The 18,848-nt window shown below is 50.6% G+C and carries 15 protein-coding genes; 10 read left to right on the top strand and 5 right to left on the bottom strand.

Annotation, left to right across the window (positions count from 1 at the left end):
* Window positions 1-229: 229 nt before the first annotated feature.
* The 5 genes from BWI93_RS06095 (at window position 230) to BWI93_RS06075 (ending at window position 5,770) form a co-directional block, all read left to right on the top strand.
* Complete coding sequence (locus tag BWI93_RS06095) at window positions 230-2,071, top strand: PQQ-binding-like beta-propeller repeat protein (RefSeq protein WP_094809255.1); 1,842 nt, start codon at window positions 230-232, stop codon at window positions 2,069-2,071.
* 99 nt (window positions 2,072-2,170) lie between these two features.
* Window positions 2,171-2,992: a bifunctional 2-polyprenyl-6-hydroxyphenol methylase/3-demethylubiquinol 3-O-methyltransferase UbiG gene (locus BWI93_RS06090; protein WP_094809254.1), complete on the top strand. Its 822-nt coding sequence runs from the start codon at window positions 2,171-2,173 to the stop codon at window positions 2,990-2,992.
* Window positions 2,993-3,018: 26 nt separating this feature from the next.
* Window positions 3,019-3,813: a DUF1080 domain-containing protein gene (locus BWI93_RS06085; protein ID WP_094809253.1), complete on the top strand. Its 795-nt coding sequence runs from the start codon at window positions 3,019-3,021 to the stop codon at window positions 3,811-3,813.
* 170 nt (window positions 3,814-3,983) lie between these two features.
* On the top strand, window positions 3,984-4,769 hold the full coding sequence (locus BWI93_RS06080; protein WP_094809252.1) for an endonuclease/exonuclease/phosphatase family protein: 786 nt from the start codon (window positions 3,984-3,986) through the stop codon (window positions 4,767-4,769).
* A 179-nt stretch (window positions 4,770-4,948) separates the two neighbouring features.
* Entirely contained in the window at window positions 4,949-5,770 is an 822-nt protein-coding gene (locus tag BWI93_RS06075; RefSeq protein WP_176454146.1) for a sterol desaturase family protein, read from the top strand.
* A gap of 8 nt (window positions 5,771-5,778) precedes the next feature.
* Here the strand turns inward: BWI93_RS06075 and BWI93_RS06070 are convergent, their stop codons facing one another.
* Window positions 5,779-6,216: a GNAT family N-acetyltransferase gene (locus BWI93_RS06070; RefSeq protein WP_094809250.1), complete on the bottom strand. Its 438-nt coding sequence runs from the start codon at window positions 6,214-6,216 to the stop codon at window positions 5,779-5,781.
* Between the two features lie 225 nt (window positions 6,217-6,441).
* Between BWI93_RS06070 and BWI93_RS06065 the strand changes: the two genes are divergently transcribed.
* Window positions 6,442-7,260 carry an enoyl-ACP reductase gene (locus BWI93_RS06065; RefSeq protein ID WP_094809249.1) on the top strand — a complete coding sequence of 273 codons (819 nt, stop codon included), beginning with the start codon at window positions 6,442-6,444 and terminating at the stop codon, window positions 7,258-7,260.
* Between the two features lie 273 nt (window positions 7,261-7,533).
* Here the strand turns inward: BWI93_RS06065 and BWI93_RS06060 are convergent, their stop codons facing one another.
* The 4 genes from BWI93_RS06060 to BWI93_RS06045 form a co-directional block, all read right to left on the bottom strand.
* Window positions 7,534-9,303, bottom strand: a complete 1,770-nt coding sequence (locus BWI93_RS06060) for a hypothetical protein (RefSeq protein WP_094809248.1) — start codon at window positions 9,301-9,303, stop codon at window positions 7,534-7,536.
* Window positions 9,304-9,357: 54 nt separating this feature from the next.
* The gene (locus BWI93_RS06055; RefSeq protein ID WP_094809247.1) at window positions 9,358-10,659 is read right to left on the bottom strand and encodes a glycosyltransferase family 4 protein; all 1,302 of its coding nucleotides are present in this window, start codon (window positions 10,657-10,659) and stop codon (window positions 9,358-9,360) included.
* 25 nt (window positions 10,660-10,684) lie between these two features.
* Window positions 10,685-11,572 (bottom strand): glycosyltransferase, encoded by an 888-nt coding sequence (locus BWI93_RS06050; RefSeq protein ID WP_094809246.1) that lies wholly within the window; start codon window positions 11,570-11,572, stop codon window positions 10,685-10,687.
* Between the two features lie 288 nt (window positions 11,573-11,860).
* On the bottom strand, window positions 11,861-12,646 hold the full coding sequence (locus tag BWI93_RS06045) for a TylF/MycF/NovP-related O-methyltransferase (protein WP_094809245.1): 786 nt from the start codon (window positions 12,644-12,646) through the stop codon (window positions 11,861-11,863).
* Window positions 12,647-12,907: 261 nt separating this feature from the next.
* On the opposite strand from BWI93_RS06045, the gene BWI93_RS06040 reads away from it, so the two are divergent.
* The 4 genes from BWI93_RS06040 to BWI93_RS06025 all read left to right on the top strand — a co-directional run bounded on the left by BWI93_RS06040 (window position 12,908) and on the right by BWI93_RS06025 (window position 18,826).
* Complete coding sequence (locus tag BWI93_RS06040) at window positions 12,908-13,849, top strand: glycosyltransferase family 2 protein (protein WP_094809244.1); 942 nt, start codon at window positions 12,908-12,910, stop codon at window positions 13,847-13,849.
* Window positions 13,842-14,774, top strand: coding sequence for a glycosyltransferase (locus BWI93_RS06035; RefSeq protein WP_094809243.1), 933 nt, complete (start codon window positions 13,842-13,844; stop codon window positions 14,772-14,774). The genes BWI93_RS06040 and BWI93_RS06035 overlap by 8 nt, the downstream gene beginning before the upstream one ends.
* A 52-nt stretch (window positions 14,775-14,826) precedes the next feature.
* Window positions 14,827-16,335, top strand: a complete 1,509-nt coding sequence (locus BWI93_RS06030) for an oligosaccharide flippase family protein (protein ID WP_094809242.1) — start codon at window positions 14,827-14,829, stop codon at window positions 16,333-16,335.
* A gap of 88 nt (window positions 16,336-16,423) precedes the next feature.
* Window positions 16,424-18,826, top strand: coding sequence for a TonB-dependent receptor (locus tag BWI93_RS06025; protein WP_217902236.1), 2,403 nt, complete (start codon window positions 16,424-16,426; stop codon window positions 18,824-18,826).
* The last annotated feature ends 22 nt before the right edge of the window (window positions 18,827-18,848 follow it).

Below are 18,848 nucleotides of genomic sequence, written 5' to 3'. Positions count from 1 at the left end.
CTATCGCGAAAAGCCGCCTTTTTCATCCGCAACGCGGTGGCCTAAAGCGGGATGAAAAGAGCGGTGTTCGCGATACGGACTAAACGAACAGCCCTGCTAACGGCACCAAACTTCGTCTAGGTGAATAACGAAACGTTATGGAATGGAAATAAGCTATTCACAAGCCCATTCAAGTCTAGGCAGAACGAAATCCCATCTAAACTCTACTAATGAAATTAAACATCCCTGTATGAAACCCATATTCACGCTGCTTCTCTGCTGGCTCGCCTTACAGACCTCGGCTCAGAGCTTCCAGTTTGCTTTTGTGACGGATTTGCACGTCGGCGGGGCAACCGGAGCCGATGACTTACGGCGTACAGTGAAAGACATCAACGCCAATCCTAATCTAAAGTTTGTCTTACTCACGGGCGATCTCACCGAATTCGGTTCGGACGAAGAGTTGCAACTGGCCAAAACCATCATCGATAGCCTGCAAAAACCCTGGTACGCCATTCCTGGAAACCATGACGCCAACTGGTCGGAAAGCGGGAGCAATACCTTCAAGCGGGTATTCAAAGGTGAATCGTTCTCCTTCGAGTACGGCGGTTTTGCCTTCATTGCGACGGCCTCAGGGCCGAACATGCGGATGGGGCCGGGGCAGGTTCCCCGCGAGCATCTGGTCTGGCTGGATAGTACCTTGAATCATCTGCCCAATCCGAAAATTCCGATTGTCTACATCAACCACTATCCGCAGGATGCCTCGCTCAATAATTGGTATGATGCTCTGGACCGGGTGAAAAAACGGAATGTACAACTCTTTCTCTGTGGTCACGGGCACCAGAACAAGGTTTACGATTTTGAACACATTCCGGGGGTCATGGGTCGTTCGAACCTGCGGGCCAAAGCCGAAATTGGGGGCTACAACATTGTTACGCTGACGAAGAACGAAGCGGTGTTCACGGAGAAAACGCCGGGTACCGGTCAGTTACGTTCCTGGGCAACCATCCCGTTGTACGATCACGAATTTAGTAAGGATACGACGCATTTTCCGCGTCCTTCCTACGCCGTTAATGAACAATACGCTCAGGTTAAAACGCTTTGGCAGTACCAGGATAACAGCGACATCGGTTCGGGGATAACCGTACAGAATGACCTGATTCTGTGCTCGAATACGAATGGACTGCTGTACGCGTTGGATGAAAAAGGCCAGAAAAAATGGAGCTTCCCGACCGCGGGTAAAGTATACGCGACGCCAGCGGCGAATAAAAAATACGCCGTTATTGCCTCCAGTGATCGCTGGATTTACGCCGTTAACCGGAAAAATGGAAGCTTACGCTGGAAGTACGAAACGGGTAAGGCCGCCGTGGGCAGCCCGGTTATCCACGAAAACAGGGTATACGTAGGCGGTTCGGACGGTCATTTTCGGGCTTTTGATCTGAAGACGGGAAAGGTACTCTGGGATTTTGACGGGGTCAAAGGTTTTATCGTGACCAAACCTCTGATTTACCAGAGCAAGATCTACTTCGGTTGCTGGGCGAATGATTTCTACGCGTTGGATTTGAAAACGGGAAAACTGGTCTGGAAGTGGAACAATGGTTCGCCCAATCGCATGTATTCGCCCGCCGCCTGCTATCCGGTCGGAACGAATAATCGCATTTTCATCGTCGCTCCCGATCGGTACATGACGGCTCTGGATGCGGCGACGGGAGAGGTCATCTGGCGGAAGCAAAACCTCGACGTGCGGGTACGCGAATCAATGGGATTGTCCGGCGATGGCTCGCTGGTGTACGTGAAAACCATGCAGGGAAACATCTACGGCGTTTCGACGACGGCCGCGGCCATGGAATTGCCCTGGAAAGCCCAGGTACAGTTAGACTACGAAATTTGCCCGACGGCAATTGTCGAAAAAGACGGAGTCGTCTATGTACCCGGCAATTCGGGCTTGCTCACGGCCATTGACCGACAAACTGGACAAACCCGCTGGCAGCATAAGCTTTCCAACGCCCTGGTCAGTGGCATTACTCCCTTAGGCCGGGGGAAGGTGCTGGTCAGTACCATGGATGGGAAAGTGACTTGTCTGCAAGGAAACTAACCCTTCACGTTTTTCAGAAGCCGCCGTCGTTCCGCTGGAGGTACGGCGGCTTTGCTTTTCAGGATTTTTCCTATCTTGATTGCCCAAACAACCGAAGGGATGGATTACCTCGAAAAAAACCGGAATACCTGGAACCAGCGAACTCTGTACCATTTGCAATCGGATTTTTATGATCTGGAAGGGTTCATGAAAGGAGCTACTTCGCTCAAAGACATCGAACTCGGCTTGTTGGGAGAGGTTGCGGGGAAAACGATCCTGCATTTGCAGTGCCATTTCGGTCAGGATACGCTTTCGCTGGCCCGCATGGGAGCGAAGGTAACGGGCGTCGATTTATCAGATATTGCCATTTATTCGGCGGAATCACTGGCGATTCAGATGGATCTGCTGACGCCTCAATTCATTTGTTCGGATGTTTACGATCTTAACCTCAATCAGCAGTTTGATCTGGTTTTTACCAGCTATGGCGTCATCGGCTGGCTCCCCGACCTGGATCGTTGGGCGGAAGTCATTGCCCGCCATCTGAAGCCGGGTGGACGTCTGGTTTTCGCGGAGTTTCATCCCGTAGTCTGGATGTTCGACAGCCATTTCCGGTACGTGCAGTATTCGTATTTCAATACCGAAGCCATTGAAGAGACTACGCAGGGAACCTACGCCGATCCGGATGCTCCCATTACAACCGACTCGGTGGGTTGGAATCATTCGCTGGGTGAGGTACTGAGCAGCCTGATTAGTCAGGGATTGCAGGTTAATTTCTTTCAGGAGTACGATTATTCGCCGTACGACTGCTTTGCCGAAACCCTGGAAGTAGAACCGGGCAAATTCCGGATTCGCCACCTCGACGCCAAAATTCCGATGGTCTACGCGTTGCAGGCCGTAAAACCGAACCCTGCGGAAGGGTATGCCGCTCCCGAAAACGTCTAATCGGAATAAAGACCTGCTTTTCCTCAATGAAGATTCGCTACACCCTCGTATGCCTGGCCCTGCTGGCCGCTTCCTCCGTTCAGGCCCAGAAGAAAAAATGGGTTTCCCTGTTCAATGGCAAAGACATTTCAGACTGGATCGTCAAGATTCACCACCACGATGTAAACGTCAATTACGGAAATACCTTTCGGGTCGAAGACGGCATGATTAAAGTTCGCTACGATCAATACGATCACTTCAACGAACAATACGGGCATTTGTACTACAAAACGCCTTTTTCGCATTACCACCTGGTCATTGAATACAAATTTGCCGATCCCTGGCGGAAAGATGCCCCGTCGTACACGATTCTGAATAGTGGCGTGATGTTTCACTCACAGGATCCACGAACCATGCCGAAGGAGCAGGACTGGCCGATTTCGATAGAAATGCAGTTTCTGGCCGGGCTGGGGGATGGGAAACCGCGACCGACCGGAAATATGTGCTCGCCGGGTACCAATATTGTCTATAAAGGCAAACTGGACAAGCGGCACTGCATCGATTCCAACTCCAAAACCTACGGCAAAGATGAGTGGGTACGGGCCGAACTCATCGTACTGGGCGATTCGCTGGTGAAACACATCATCAACGGCGAAACGGTTTTGGAATACTCAAAGCCGCAGATTGGTGGCGATGTGGCGAATCGGTACGATCCAGCTCAGAAAGTGGACGGCAAAATTCTGAGTTCGGGCTTCATTGCTCTACAAAGCGAAGGGCAACCCATCGATTTCCGGAAGGTGGAAATTATGGATTTAAGTGAAGGCAAAGAGGGTAAAAAATAACCTTGCTTGCTCGTGACCCTGAAATCTTACTTCCTCCCGCTACTACATCTATGTTAGCGGGAGGAAGTAAGATTGGTAACGTGGGGATGTTATCCTAGTGTTACCATTGTAATCATCGCTTGCAGAAGTACCGTTCCGCGTGTTATTTCCGGGTTTAATACGCTCTGCTTATGAAAACGGTTTTTTCCCTTTCCTTGCTGGTTGTATTGCTAGGTTGTACGCGTCCGTCAGGTCGTTCGGGTGGCGATACGGTACGCGTCCTGACGTATAACATTCACCACGCCAATCCACCTTCCAAACCTGAGATTATTGATCTGGAGGCGATTGCCCGGGTCATTAAAAACGATCAGCCAGATATAGTCATGGTGCAGGAGGTAGACGTCCGTACCCGCCGTTCCGGACAGGTGGATGAGGCCGAAAAACTGGCCCAGCTCACGGGTTTGCAGGCGTATTTTGTCAAAGCCATTGATCACGATGGTGGCGAGTACGGCGTTGCTTTGTTATCGAAATTCCCCCTTCAGAATCAACGCCGCTATCCGTTACCCCTGGATTCGCAGAAACCCGGCGAGCCCCGGGTGCTGGGAACGGCTGAGCTGAAATTGCCCTCGGGGCGTAGCATCACCGTGGCCTGTACGCACCTGGATGCCCAGCGGGGGCCTGCCAGTCGGGTTTTACAGGCCAAAGAAATCGCTCGGATTTTGAAAGCCGTACCCCTGCCCGTTATCCTGGCCGGAGACCTGAACGATACGCCTGAAAGTGAGACCTTACGGATCTTAAACCAGTCCCTGCAATCGACGTGTAAAGACTGTGCTCCGACCATTCCGGTCGAAAATCCTCGTAAGACCATCGACTTCATTTTAACCGGCGGTCCCTGGAAAGTAACCGAACACCGCGTAATCCAGGAAACCTATGCTTCCGACCATCTGCCCGTGCGGGCTACCCTGAGCTTACCTTAACTTCTAATTTCGTTTTAATATTTCAAGGGTATAAGAAAAAACGTTTTGTTGCATTTTTGTAAGACCATTGATGTTTTACCTTGATTGCCATGGAACGTATATTTACCTTAATTACTACCCCTACTTACCTTTTTTTCATCCTTTTAGAACTTTACATCTCAAATCGTGAACGACTGGGATTGTATAATTTCAAGGAAACCCGTAACAGTCTGCTGCTTGGATTAGGAGGTTTAGTACTGGATGTCGCCATGAAAGGCGTCTCATTTTTCGTACTTGACGGGCTGGCTCGGCACTCTTTTCTGTGGACGTATTGGCAGGAGCATCCCGTAGCGGCCTGGGTGGGTGTATTCTTTGCTCAGGATTTTTGCTTCTACTGGTTACACCGGGCGGAACACTATTGCCGGGTACTCTGGGCCGTGCATTCCACGCACCATTCCGCCGAACGGTACAACCTGACGGTGGCCCTGCGATCGTCGATGTTTCAGCCCTTGTACCGGTATGTGTTTTACGTACCCGCGGCTTTGCTGGGCTTCGATGGCGTTCATATTCTGTTTATCTACGCGGTCAATCAGGCGTATCAGTTCTTCCTCCATACCGAAACGGTGGGCAAGCTGGGCCTGCTGGAACGCGTGCTGGTTACGCCTTCGCACCACCGGGTACACCACGCCTCGAACGTCGCGTATCTCGACAAGAATATGGGTCAGGTACTCATCATCTGGGATAAGCTATTTGGTACCTATGCCGAAGAAAGAGCCGAGGAACCAACCCGTTTTGGCCTCACGCATCCGCTGCCCAGTCAGAACTTCGTACACGTAGCTTTCGATGAATGGAAACACCTGGCTCAGGATGTATCGCAGCCGGGGCTTTCCTGGTCGGATAAATTTCATTACATATTCGCTGCTCCGGGCTGGTCGCACGACGGTCGTACACTCACCTCACGGCAGCTTCGGCAGCAGCAGTCTACCGTAGACGTAGAAAGACTGGAGGAAGTAGAGGCCTAGACTCAGGTTTAAAGCTCAATCAGGAAACTGAACCCATGCTTCTGGAATCCCAGCGATTCGTAAAAAGCATGGGTTCTTTCGCGTTTCAGATTGCTGGAAAGGGCCATCTTGTAACATTGTTTCTCCCGGCAACGCTCCATCGCAAAGGCCATCATTTCCCGGCCAATGCCCTGCCCCTGGGCGGAGGTATGCACGGCCACATCCTCGACCACGCCCGAGCGGGCTCCGGCGTGGCCCAGATTATCCATAATCAGTAGAGCAAAAGTGCCCAGAATTACCTGTTCTTGTTCGGCTATGTATAGGGTGTAATCCGGGTACGACTGCATGCGTTGAAAAGTCGCCAGAGCCTGTTCGGGACTCAGGATTTCCGGGTCTTCAAGGGCGTTTTGGTACAGGGCCAGAACGGCGGAGAGGTCCTCCGCCTGGGCCGGACGAATGGTTAACATACAAGAAACAGGTTGAAATGACGGGCCTGAATTTCGGCTGATTTGATGGAATCAAAGCTAAGAATCGCTTCGGGTTAATTCCAGATTTTCGGGAAGAAAAGATACTTGGATGACCTGAGCGAAAGCCGTTTCTTTGCGACTGGTTTTTCAATATTCGCCTGAAAACCGAGATGAAATGAAAAACGTCAGAATCTTTACATCGACTAAACACTAACGTTAGATACTATGGCTTACGGCTTACTGAAAGGGAAACGGGGAATCATTTCCGGAGCCTTGGATGAAAATTCCATCGCCTGGAAAACGGCTTTAAAAGCGTACGAAGAAGGAGCCCGTTTTGTACTGACCAATGCTCCCATTGCGATGCGAATGGGAGCCATCAACCAGCTCGCCGAGCAGTGCGAGGCCCAGATCATTCCGGCGGATGCCACCGACGTTGCAGATTTGGAAAAACTCTTTACGCAGTCGCAGGAAATATTGGGCGGTAAAATCGATTTCGTTCTGCATTCCATCGGCATGAGTACCAATATTCGGAAAGGTCGGGAGTACGGCGATCTGAACTACGAATGGTTCCTGAAATCACTGGACGTATCGGCTTTATCCCTGCATAAAATGCTGCAAACGGCCGAGAAGCTGGATGCTATGGCCGAATATGGTTCCGTAGTTGCCCTCAGCTACATTGCGGCCCAGCGTTCCTTTCCCGACTATACGGACATGGCCCAGGCCAAGGCCATGCTCGAAAGCATTGCCCGTAGTTACGGATATCGCTACGGACGCCTGAAAAAAGTGCGGGTGAATACGATTTCGCAATCCCCCACGAAAACGACGGCGGGGACGGGAATCGGCGGTTTCGACGCCTTTTTTGATTACGCCAACAAAATGTCTCCGCTCGGTAACGCCTCCGCCGAAGCCTGTGCGGAATATGCCGTAACGCTGTTTTCAGACCTGACGCGTTCGGTTACCATGCAGAATCTGTACCACGACGGCGGCTTTTCGGCGGTGGGCATTTCTCACGAAATCGTAGATCTGATGACCCCGAAGGAGTAAGGAGAAAAACAGGCTACATACGCAGCTCACCCCGATTGATTTGTAACCGTCATGGAATGATTGGGTTGGTGTGGTTTCGCGTCGCAGACGCTAGACCACACCAACCCGATTATAAATCGGGGTGAGCGTGTTAAACGCAGTTTTGCACAAGCAAGCAGACTAAACGCCAAGTGCCAATGATAACCCCGAAGGGGGTTTAATGTGAATAGCCCCGTCTGTAATATGAGGGACACTCTCAAAACACTAAACTCAAAACCCACAACTCAAAACTCCTCAAATCACTCCCATCTTTTGCATCAGAAACGTCGCACTGCGGTTCTGGCAAATGCCGTCAAGTAACTGGTAGGGGAAGACCAGTTCATCATTGACAATTTCTACTTCAAAGCGTTTGTTGATCAGTTTTTGCGGATACTGTTCGGTAATCTCGCAAACCTCCAGGTCGTGCGTAGCAATCACCCCCCAGGCATTGTACTGGATAATTTTCTTGATCACTTCAATCGTGCCGTTTCGTTTGTCGTCGGAGTTGGTACCCCGGAATAACTCATCCAGCAAAATGAAACAGGGCTTGGTTTGCAGCGTCTGCAAAATGGATTGAAGTCGCTTTACTTCCGCAAAAAAGTATGATTCACTATCGGCCAGCGAGTCGTTCAATCGCATCGATACCAGAATGTCCAGCGGCTGAACCCGGGCTTCGGTGGCACACACGCAGGAACCCACGTTGGTCAGTAACATATTGATGCCCAGTGTCCGCAGAAAAGTACTCTTTCCGGACATATTCGAACCCGTCAGAATCATGAATCGGGGCGAAAAACGTACGTCATTAGTAACGCGTTTGGTACGGTTGAGCAGCGGGTGCCCCAGGCTTTTAAACGCAATTTCGCCCGAATCCGACAACGACGGAAATACAAAATCCGGGTTGTTGTACGAAAGATTAGCAAAGCTGTTAATCGATTCGAACGTACCAATCGTTTCAAGCCAGCTACGTAGCGATGCCGCATACTGAGCTTTCCATTGCAACAACCGGTGCAGGGTATGCACGTGCGAAACGTACAGTCCGTTGGTGAGCACGGCGGCCAGGGCATGGTTGATCCCGTTCATAGCCGCCAGTAAGGACGAAAGTTGGCGTACCTGCGTGCTGGCCAGGGAGCCGTTCGTCCGTAGGCGTTGTTGCAAATCCTGTAATTCTTCCGATTGAAAGGTTTGCGATTCAATGGCGGCGATGAGTGTACTGTACTTTTTAATAATCAGTCCAATGCGTTCCGAATCCACCGTTTCGGCTTTCACCTGCTTCAGATTTCGGGAAAGAATAAACAGGTTAATGAGTCCCATGAAACCAGCGAGGGTGAGAAAATCATCGTCCCAGGTCAAAACAAAACCACCCACACAAAGGGCCAGTAATGCTGGAAAAATAATGGCTAGCGTACGGGTCAAACCCGAAACGGGCGGGCTTTTCCGTTCGCTCCATTCAACCAGAGCGGCGTATTCCTCTGCCGTATCCTGACCCATTGTACCCAGGGCCAGAAATTCCTGCCGCCACTCGGGACGAGTCGCCAATTCCTGAACGGCTCGCTGGCGTGGCGTGATGGCCGCATCTGGCAAACGGTGGAGGAGTTGTTGGGCCAGGGCCGCCTGCCCGATGCTGGTAGCCGTACGGTTCAGGTGCTGATACAGGGATTTTTCACCGAAAATATCGAGGTCATACGAATACGAATGAGCCGTTTGCAGATGTTCCGTACCCGCCTGAAACGGAATGCGACTGCCGTTGAGGTAATCCAGCTCATCCTGGTTGATTTGAATGAGTTGGCGGGTGAGAGTAATCCGGTCGGACAGTCGTTCATGACGATACATCAGGTACCGAAAAAAGCCTGCTGGCAAGAGCAGTAGTAACCAGTACCCGCTTTCGTTGGATCGCTGAGCCAGATAAATCAGTGCTCCGGCCAGGACCACGGTTAGAAAACGTAGGGTACCAATCCAGTTATAGCGACGGCTCAGTTGCTCGGATTCGCCCTGAAACTGAGCCAGACGTTCGGCGTAAAAAGGCATAACTTGAAAAGCAGATAAATACAAACAAAACCTTGGTTGTCAAGGCATTTAGGCTCAGGTATTGGAACCTTCCAAAGGTTTTCTTCTGGAGCGTCCCAATACGTCTTCGTACAGAGTCTGGTAACGTCGGGCGATGACGGGTTCCGCGTATTGCGTCAGTACCTTTTGCCGGGCATTTCGGCGTAAGGATTCATAATCCGACTGATACAGCGTTTGATACAGGGCCCGCATGAGGTCTTCGGAAGAACGGTATTCGGCCAGTGCCCCGTTTACCCCATCGTCAATAAGCTCGGGAATGCCGCCAATGTTGAAACCCACCGAAGGCGTACCGCAGGCCATGGCTTCCATGATGGTATACGGCAGGTTTTCTTCCAGCGAAGGAATCACAAAGACCGAAGCCGCTGAATACGCCAGGGCAATTCGCTCCGGATTTGACAAACGACCCAGATGATGAGCGGGATAGGGAAGTTTGGGTAGCCCTTCGGTTTGTCCGAAAATGACGAGTTCAATCTGCTCTTTCGTTTCGGGATGAGCCGTAGCCAGCCGTTCCAGAGCTTCCTTAAAATACGAAAATCCCTTCATGGGAGCATCCACCCGCATGGCGGCAAACAAAATCAGGTGTTTATGCTGGGGCAGATTGAGCTTCCAGCGGGCTGCTTTTTTTTCGGTCGGCTTGAAAACGTCCGTATCCAGTGGATTGGGAATGCTGACAATCGTATGTTTTTTCAGTAAACTACTTTTCCGGGCCCGATTGGCCAGCCAGTCACTGCACGCTACGGTGGTGAGGTTAGCCGGATCCATGACTTTCTGCTTCCGTTCCCAGATCTGGTTTGACAAATCCACCTCCGAAGGATACCGCAAAAACTTACAGTGGCCACATTTATTGATAAAGTGATCGCATTCGCCGCTGTGGTGGCAGCCCCCCGTAAAAGGCCACATGTCGTGCATGGTCCAGACCAGCGGCTTATCCGTTTCTACCAGTTTCTGAAAGGATTGGGTGGAAAGAAATCCGTGATTGATCCAGTGTAAATGCAGGATCTGGGCTTTTTGTACAAAGGGGTGCTCAGTCACGTCCACGCCCAGTACCGCAGGGTCGAAAGCCCAGTGTTGCTTTTTGGAGGCCTCGTAGGCTTTCAGGTACAGACGTTCACCGGCAAAACGAAACAGTGCTTTCTTTTTACCCAGCCAGGAGTCGTCTAAAGCGGCAATGGCTGGGTTTTGGGTATTTTTTTCCTGTACTAAAATCTGGGAATACAGGGGCGAGTAACGACTCAGAGCCTGCTGCAACCGCACGGCTCCAATGGATGCCCCGCCCATATTATCGGAAGTACTCAGTAGCGTAACGGAAGTTGGCATGGGATTCAAATAGTACTGCGTGCGTTTACACCCCGTACCGAACAAAGTTAATAATCTTCCGTATCCAGCTGAGACGGAAGTGTTTGCGTAATCGCTGGTGAATAACCTCGTCGGGAGAAACGGCCTTGGTCAGTCGACTGAACCGTTCCACCCGCTGGACATCGTAGCGGTGCGTACCCCGACCAAAATTCGTGCCCGAGCCATCCATGCCCGTGCTTTCCAGCTTGGAGGCCCGGGGGTGCAAATTGTACGCCTGATGCTTGTAATGAGCATAGGTCCAACGAATGGCCCAGGAGTTGAGTACACCCACCTGCTGTTTTTTCAGCATCGGTAACAGGTCTTCACCGCCCCGCATGAATTCCCGCCGGGCCGCTTTATTTTTCATAAACTCCGGAAAATCGCGTACCTCCCAGTCAACTTTCGCCCAGCGGTCGGGCCAGGTGCCCCAGCCGTACGAACAGCCCCGGGCCAGTAAGAGGACATCGTGCGGATAGTCCAGCGGAATCTCAATGGGGTAGAGGTAGCCCGAAATAGAAAAAACGCGAATGTCTTTTCGGTAGTATTCCAGGGCCTCATTCATGAAGCGTAAATAATCGCGGGTACAAAGCAAGTCGTCTTCCATCACCACAATTTTATCGTGTTGCTGGAGCACCTGCGTAACCCCCCGAATGATGGAAGCCGCCAGCCCACGGTTTTCTTCGCTGAAATCCAGGTGAATGCTCTCGAACCCGCGAATGGACTGGGCGTATTCACGAACGATGGCTACGTTGGCCTCATCAGCGGCTGTTTTGGGTCCATCGGAAAAAATATATACGGTACTAAACGCAGCTTCTGGACAGCGAAGCAAGCTCTTGACGGTCTTTCGAAAATGTTCCGGGCGGTTATAACAAAATAGAGCAATGGGTGCGTACATGAAAAACGTTGGTTGGAAGGCAGAGTCGGGTGGAGGTTTGAAGTTTGAGCTGGTTTGAGGTTTAAATTAGTTTGAGGAGGTTTAAGGTTGGAGTGGGTTTGGGAGTGATTGTTTCGAGCTAGTATATGGGTAATTCTTACCAAAACCAGTCAGTAGTAAAATGCACTTTAATGCATTACTAATGCTAAGCTCTTCACTTCCTAACTTTCAAACGCACTCAAACCTTAAACTTTTCAAACCTTTTCAAACGAACTTAAACCCTCTCAAACGTCCTCCAACCCCTTCTACCTAAAACTGCTTAATCAAAATACCCTGACCCGTAGGAGAGGTGAAAATGGTGTGTCCGACCTTTTTGGCGAAAGCGTCGTGCCCGTGCTTCTGGGCTTCGCAGGTAGGGAAGCCGTAATCATCGAAAATGACAACGGCCCCGCGTACCAGTTTGGGCCAGAAGTACTCCAGGGCGGCTACTTCGGGTACCACCGCGTTCATATCAATCGACAGAAAACAAATCTGCTCGGTATCGGCCTGGGGAAGGGTATCGGGAATGGCTCCTTTGATAATCCGAACGTTGAAATCTTTGAACGTTTCCTGTACCTGTTCGTACAGATTCCGACTCTGTTCGTAACCCATCGTATGGTTCCGCTGGATTTCGTAATCCGAGCTATACCGCGGGTCCAGCCCCTGAAAGGTGTCCATGAGGTAGTATCGCTTGTCGGTTTTGGCAAAATCAATGTACTGCATGATGGCCCGGTCGCAGAACCCCGAGAAAACGCCACAGGCCACAAAATCACCCGGTAGGTGCCTGACCTGATCGGCTGCCCAGCAGAGCATATAAATCCGCCATTCCATGCCGTTTTTGGGCACCAGCGTACCGCCCAGCTTCGTCACCCAGGCATACGCGGCGGCAAAGCGGGGGTCCTGTTTGAATTCCGTATTGACTTCGGTATAGAGTTTATCCGTCGCGTAATGAAATTTATCTTTTTGCAGCAGGTGAAAATTCCAGGGAGCCCGGATGAATTTCAGGTACGGAATCCAGGGTTCAGGGACAATCTTCGATAAAAATGTAAGAGCCATGCGATGTGTTCAGTCTTCAAATCCAGGTTTCAGGAAAAAGAGACGACGAATCCTTCTTTTTTGATGGAATCAGCCCACGCGTCGGGTACTTTCCTCTTGCATTAAAGACTATCTCTGACAATCAGTGATTTATGAGCGAATCGACGCGTACGATTACGGCTTTTTCCTGAAAACTTCTGTAAAGTAACAGCCAATTTTTCAAATACTTTGGAATGGAGTAGGGTTTGACGTGCGTACCTTCGCCGGCAAAAAGGCTTTTCTATGCCGAAACTTTCGGTTTGTATTCCTGCGTATAAGGAGCCAGCTTTACTCGAAAAAGCCCTTCAGGCACTGGAAACGCAGACTTTTCGCGATTACGAATTGATTCTAACGGACGATACGCCCGATGATTCCGTCCGGCAGCTCGCCGAACAATGGCAGTCCCGTTTGCCCCTGCGATACCAAGCCAATCGGCCCGCGTTAGGTACGCCTGAAAACTGGAATTCGGGCATTCGTCTGGCTCAGGGAGCGTACATCTTAATTCACCATCACGACGACTGGCTGCTACGTCCGGATAGTCTGGCTTTGTTTGTACAGGCTTTGGATGAACAGCCCGACGCGGTTTTCGCCTTTGCCAATACCGATATTCGTCGGCTGAGTACGGACGAACGCATTCGCCTGAATCGTCCTTCGGAAACGCAACTGACTCAGCTCCGAACGGAACCCGAAGTGCTCATTACGGCTGATTTTGTGGGGGTGCCGAGTACGGTCATGTTCCGGAAATCCGCCGGACTTTTCTTCGATTCCCAGCTCAAGTGGCTCGTTGATGTGGACTTTTACGTACGGGCCTTGCGGCAACAGCCCCAGGCGGCGTACATCCCTCAAGCCTTGGTAGGCGTGGCCATTCACGAAAAACAGGTGACGGCTTCGGTAACGAAAAACAAAAATTTACTGCTGTTTGAGTACTTCACGGTGGCCAAGAAATTCAATCTCGATCTCCGGCAGGAACCCTACGCCGGAGCGTACGGCTACTGGTTCTGGCGGCTCAACGTACAGTCAGTGGATGAAATTCGGGCGGCGGGTTTTCGCGGGCCTATTCCCGCGGGTACGGAAGCGTTAATCCGAAACCGTCGTAAATTCGGTATCCGGCACTGGTACATCAAAACGGTCATGTTTGTTAAATATCGCCTCCTGGGCCTCAAACGCAAGGATCTGCATGAATGAGTTGCCGCTTTCGGTGGTCATCTGTACCTACAACCGGGCCGATCTGATTGGGCTGGCTCTGGCGGATTTAACCCGACAAACGCTGGATACCCGTCAGTTTGAAATCATCGTCATTGATAATAATTCCCGCGATACCACACCGGAGGTCGTGCGACCTTTTACGGAACAATATCCGCACATTCGGTACTTTTTCGAAGGAAAGCCAGGACGTAGTATTGCCCGAAATCGGGGTTGGCAGGAAGCACGAGGCGAGTTTGTGGCGTACCTTGACGACGATATTCGCGTCGATCCGCAGTGGGCGACGGCCATGCTCAGGGCTTTGCAGCAAACGCCCCGACCGCTGGCCGTGGGTGGACTGGTAGAACCCTGGTACGCCGAAACACCACCGGCCTGGTTTGTTCGCGACTTTGAACTTCGCAGCTGGGGCGATCAGCCCGGTTACATTCCGGCCCAGCGGGCTCCGTTTGGATTTGCCGGAGGCAATATGGGTATCGCGAAAAAGGTATTGCAGCAGTACGGCGGTTTTCAGGAAGAACTCGGCGGTGGCGGCGAGCATATGCCACGCATGGGTGAAGAAACCGATCTGTTTTTCCGTATTTACAAAGACCATCAGGCGGAAGCAGACCGTATTTTCTGGTTCGAACCAGCGGCCCGGATTCAGCACTGGACGCCCGCCCGCAACTGGCAGATTCCGTACCGCTTGCAACGTAGTCACGCCAGCGGAGCCGCCCGGGCCTGGATGATGCAGGTAAAGCCGTATTCCTGGCAATACTGGCGGGTGTTAGCTTTTGGGGTAAAGTCCACGTTTCGTTTGCTCAAATCGCTGGCAACCACGAAACATCCGATGAAAACCGAGTGGGTGAAGTACCGGCAGACACTGGCCTACCTCAAAGGTTTTTCGGACGAAAGCCGAACGTTGAAGTAAGAAATAAGGGCCTTGAGCCACCCCCATACAGAAAATAAACCATTACAAACCCTTGGGAATTGTCATTCGTCAAAGCCTGAAAGCTAGTGCCGTTACGTATGCCGGTGTGGCCGTTGGAACGGTCAATCAGCTTTTTGTCGCTACGCATTTTCTGAGCGAAAGTCAGCTGGGCCTTACGCGTTCGCTGCTTACGTTCAGTCTGTTGTTTTACGCCATTTTTACCTTCGGTGGTCCTTCCATTGCGGACCGCTATTTCAGTCGATTTCGTAACGATGAAGAGAAACACCACGGGTTCCTGACCTTTTTGCTCGGGTATGCCGCGGTGTATTTCCTGCTCTTTGTAGTCGTATACCTGGGCGGTCACCGCTGGTTTATCCATTTTTTTCAGGAAAAGTCGCCGGAGCTGGTTCGCTATTATCAGCTACTGATCTGGTTGACGGGCTTTAATCTATTGCAGGGCATCCTGGAAGCGTACTGCCGCAATTTGCAACGGATTGCGGTTCCGGCTTTGTTCCGGGAAGTAGGACTGAAGCTGGCCAATATGGTGGTGATCCTGCTGTACGGTTTTAAAGTGATTGATTTTGAGGTCTTTATTCGTTTGTACGTCTGGTCGTACGGACTGATTAGTCTGGGACTACTGGTGTACCTGCGGCTGATGGGCAAACTTTATCTCCACCGTATCTCCTGGGATCTGGTACGCCCCGTACTGAGTGAAATGATGCGGTTTGGCTCGATTGCGGCCCTGGGAGCCATCGGAACGACGATTTGTAATTACATCGATCAGGCTATGATCAGCCATTACCTGGGGCAGGACTACGCCGGGGTATTTGCCATTGCCGTACTAATCGCCTCGCTCATCGAGATTCCCAAAAAAGCCCTTACGCAAATTGCCATCCCATTGGTGGCCCAGTCCATTCGGCAGCAGGATTACGTAACCACCGAAAACATGCACCAGAAAGTGGCTCTGCACCAGCTACTGGCGGGGATGTTTCTGTTCGTGGGCATCTGGACGAACCTAGATGATCTGTTCGGAATCATGCCCAAGGGAGCCGTTTTCGCTCAGGGGACAAACGTCGTTTTTCTGTTTCTGATGACCCGACTGCTGGATATGGCGGGTGGCATGAGTGGTGAAATCATGGGATATTCGCAGTACTACCGCGTATCAACGGCCTTTGTACTGGTGCTGGGCGTACTGACGATTCTCACCAACCAATGGCTGGTGCCGAAGTACGGAATCGACGGATCAGCGATGGCGACTACGATCACGATTTTGTTTTACAGTGCCTTACGGGCCGGATTTGTATACTGGAAATTTAAGATTCTGCCCTTTACGCAGCAAACCCTCGGAGCCATCGGAATTGGACTTGTGGCGTACTTAATCACCCTGGCCATTCCTGATTTTGGAACTACAGTTGGCACCCGGATTGTGAATATGGTGCTGCGGGGCATTGTAACAACGGTTGTTTTTACTTCGATGGTGGTGGGTTTACGCATTTCACCCGAAATCAACGGCCTGATCGATTCACTGGTCAAGCAGGGGAAAGGCTTCATTAAAAAATGACAATAAAATTAATGGCTGTCCTTGTTTTTAATTAATCTAAATAGCTATAGATTTGTGGCGAGTTTTTTCTCCCAAACAAATCATATCTGTGAGATCGCTATACACGTTCTTTTTTCTTCTTCTTGGTTTTTACGGATTTGCCCAGACGGGTCGGATTACGGGTCAGGTGCTGACTGCCGATGGCAAACCCGTTGAAAACGTTGCTATTAAACTGAAAGGCCGCCAGGTTGGAGCCGTAACGGACGAAAATGGTCAGTATACGCTTCAAAAAGTAAAAGTGGGTACGTATACCTTAGTAGCCAGTTTTATTGGACTTCAAACACAGGAAGCCGAGGTACAGGTTTCTGAAAATCAAACGACCACGGCTTCGTTTACGTTACGCGAAACGCTGAATCAGCTAAAGGAAGTAGTGGTTTCAGGTAACGCCAACCGATTTGCGAAACGCGAAAGCGACTTTGTAGCTAAGTTACCGTTGAGCAAAATGGAAAACCCGCAGGTGTATTCCACGATTTCCAAGGAATTGCTGGCTGAACAATTGGTGTTTTCAGTCGATGATGCCACCAGAAATGCTCCGGGTTTACAGAAAATGTGGGATGCTACGGGCCGCGGAGGGGATGGCGGATCGTATTACAACCTGCGTGGATTTGTGGTACAAAGCCAACTGCGAAACGGCGTAGCCGGAAATATCACTTCTCGCATTGATGCTGCCAACCTGGAGAGCATTGAAGTAATCAAAGGTCCTTCTGCTACGCTTTTTGGGAGTACGCTCACTTCGTACGGCGGATTGATCAATCGGGTTACTAAAAAACCGTATGACAAGTTTGGCGGTGAGATTACGTATTCCACGGGTAGTTATCGCTTCAACCGGATCAGTGCGGACGTTAATACGCCACTCGATGCGGACAAGAAAGTACTTTTCCGTCTCAATACCGCTTATAATTACGAGGGATCGTTTCAGGATAATGGTTTTTCCCGCAACATCGTCGTAGCTCCGAGTCTGTCGTATCAGGTGAATGATCGACTATCATTTACGTTCGACGCCGAGATTTCCAGCGGCGAGGGTACGTCGAAGCCCTTCATCTTCTTCTATTTCCCCGTATCTCAGTTAGGTGCTTCGCGGGCTGATCAGTTAGGAATTGATTACAATCGGTCTTACTCCAGCAACGATTTGACGCAAACGTCCCGAAACAGTAATTTCTTCGCTCAGATGAATTACAAACTTTCGGATCAATGGACTTCTCAGACGTTCTTCACCAGTACGCGTAGTTTCTCTAACGGGCATAACCCTTATTACTACGTGCTGCCAAATGCCGTAGCCTTGAATAATCCTACGCTTCAGGGTGCCGATTATCTGGTTCGGGCGGATCAGTCAACGGCCAATAGCGTCGCACAGGTAGCGGAAATTCAGCAGAATTTCATTGGCGATTTCAGAATCGGTAACGTCAGAAACCGCTTTGTGGGTGGTCTGGATTATTTCACCCAGAACTCCAACCAGCTCTTCTATTATACCGAGTTTGATACAACGCGTAAAAACGGTACGATTCCCCAGTACAGCCAGTTCAATAAAACCAGGCTGGAGGCTTTGTATGCCCGCAAGAATTATTCAGAATTCCCGTATCGATACATCACGCAGACCTATAGTGCCTATGCTTCTGACGTTGTGAATATTACGGATCGACTGATGGTGATGCTGGCTCTGCGGGTTGATCACTTTAACAACAAAGGAGATTTTGATCAATCGACGGGAACGTACAACGGTGCCTACGAACAAACGGCCCTGTCGCCCAAGTTTGGCTTGGTCTATCAGCCTTTCAAGGATCGCTTCTCCGTTTTTGCGAACTATCAAAGTGGATTCGCGAACAAAACGGGTACCGATTTTGAAGGAAAATCATTTAAACCTGAATACGCCAGTCAGGCCGAAGGAGGAATTAAACTCGATGCGTTTGGCGGTCGACTGAACGGTACCCTGAGTTACTACTACATTACGGTTGAAAACCTGGTGCGGCCTAACCCCACTACGCCTAATTTCTCTATCCAGGATGGTACACAACGCAGTCAGGGACTGGAAGCGGAACTGATTGCGAATCCTTTCCAGGGATTGAACGTAGTCGCTGGTTTTGCTTACAATGATTCAAAGTATACGAAATCAGCCAGCGATGTGGAAGGTCGTCGTCCGGCCACGGCCATGTCACCTTACTCGGCTAACCTCTGGTTGAGCTATAAAATTTCCAAAGGAGCCGCTCAGGGTCTTGGATTTGGTTTCGGTGGCAATTACGCCAGTGATAATAAAATCGTAAACAGTGTGGCGATGGGTGAATTCATCCTGCCTGCTTATACGGTACTGAACGCCACGGCTTTCTACGAGTACTCTAAATTCCGCTTAGGTTTCAAAGTGGATAACCTGACTAATCAGCAATACTGGACGGGATATACCACCATGAATCCCCAGCGTCCGAGAAGCGTTACGGGTAGTATCTCATTTAAGTTTTAGTGAACAAGTTTCGGAAAACGGC

The organism is Siphonobacter sp. BAB-5385 (assembly GCF_002261125.1).
Classification (GTDB): domain Bacteria; phylum Bacteroidota; class Bacteroidia; order Cytophagales; family Spirosomataceae; genus Siphonobacter.
The sequence above is the reverse complement of the archived record's forward strand: the minus strand, read 5'-3'. Positions and strand labels throughout refer to the sequence as shown.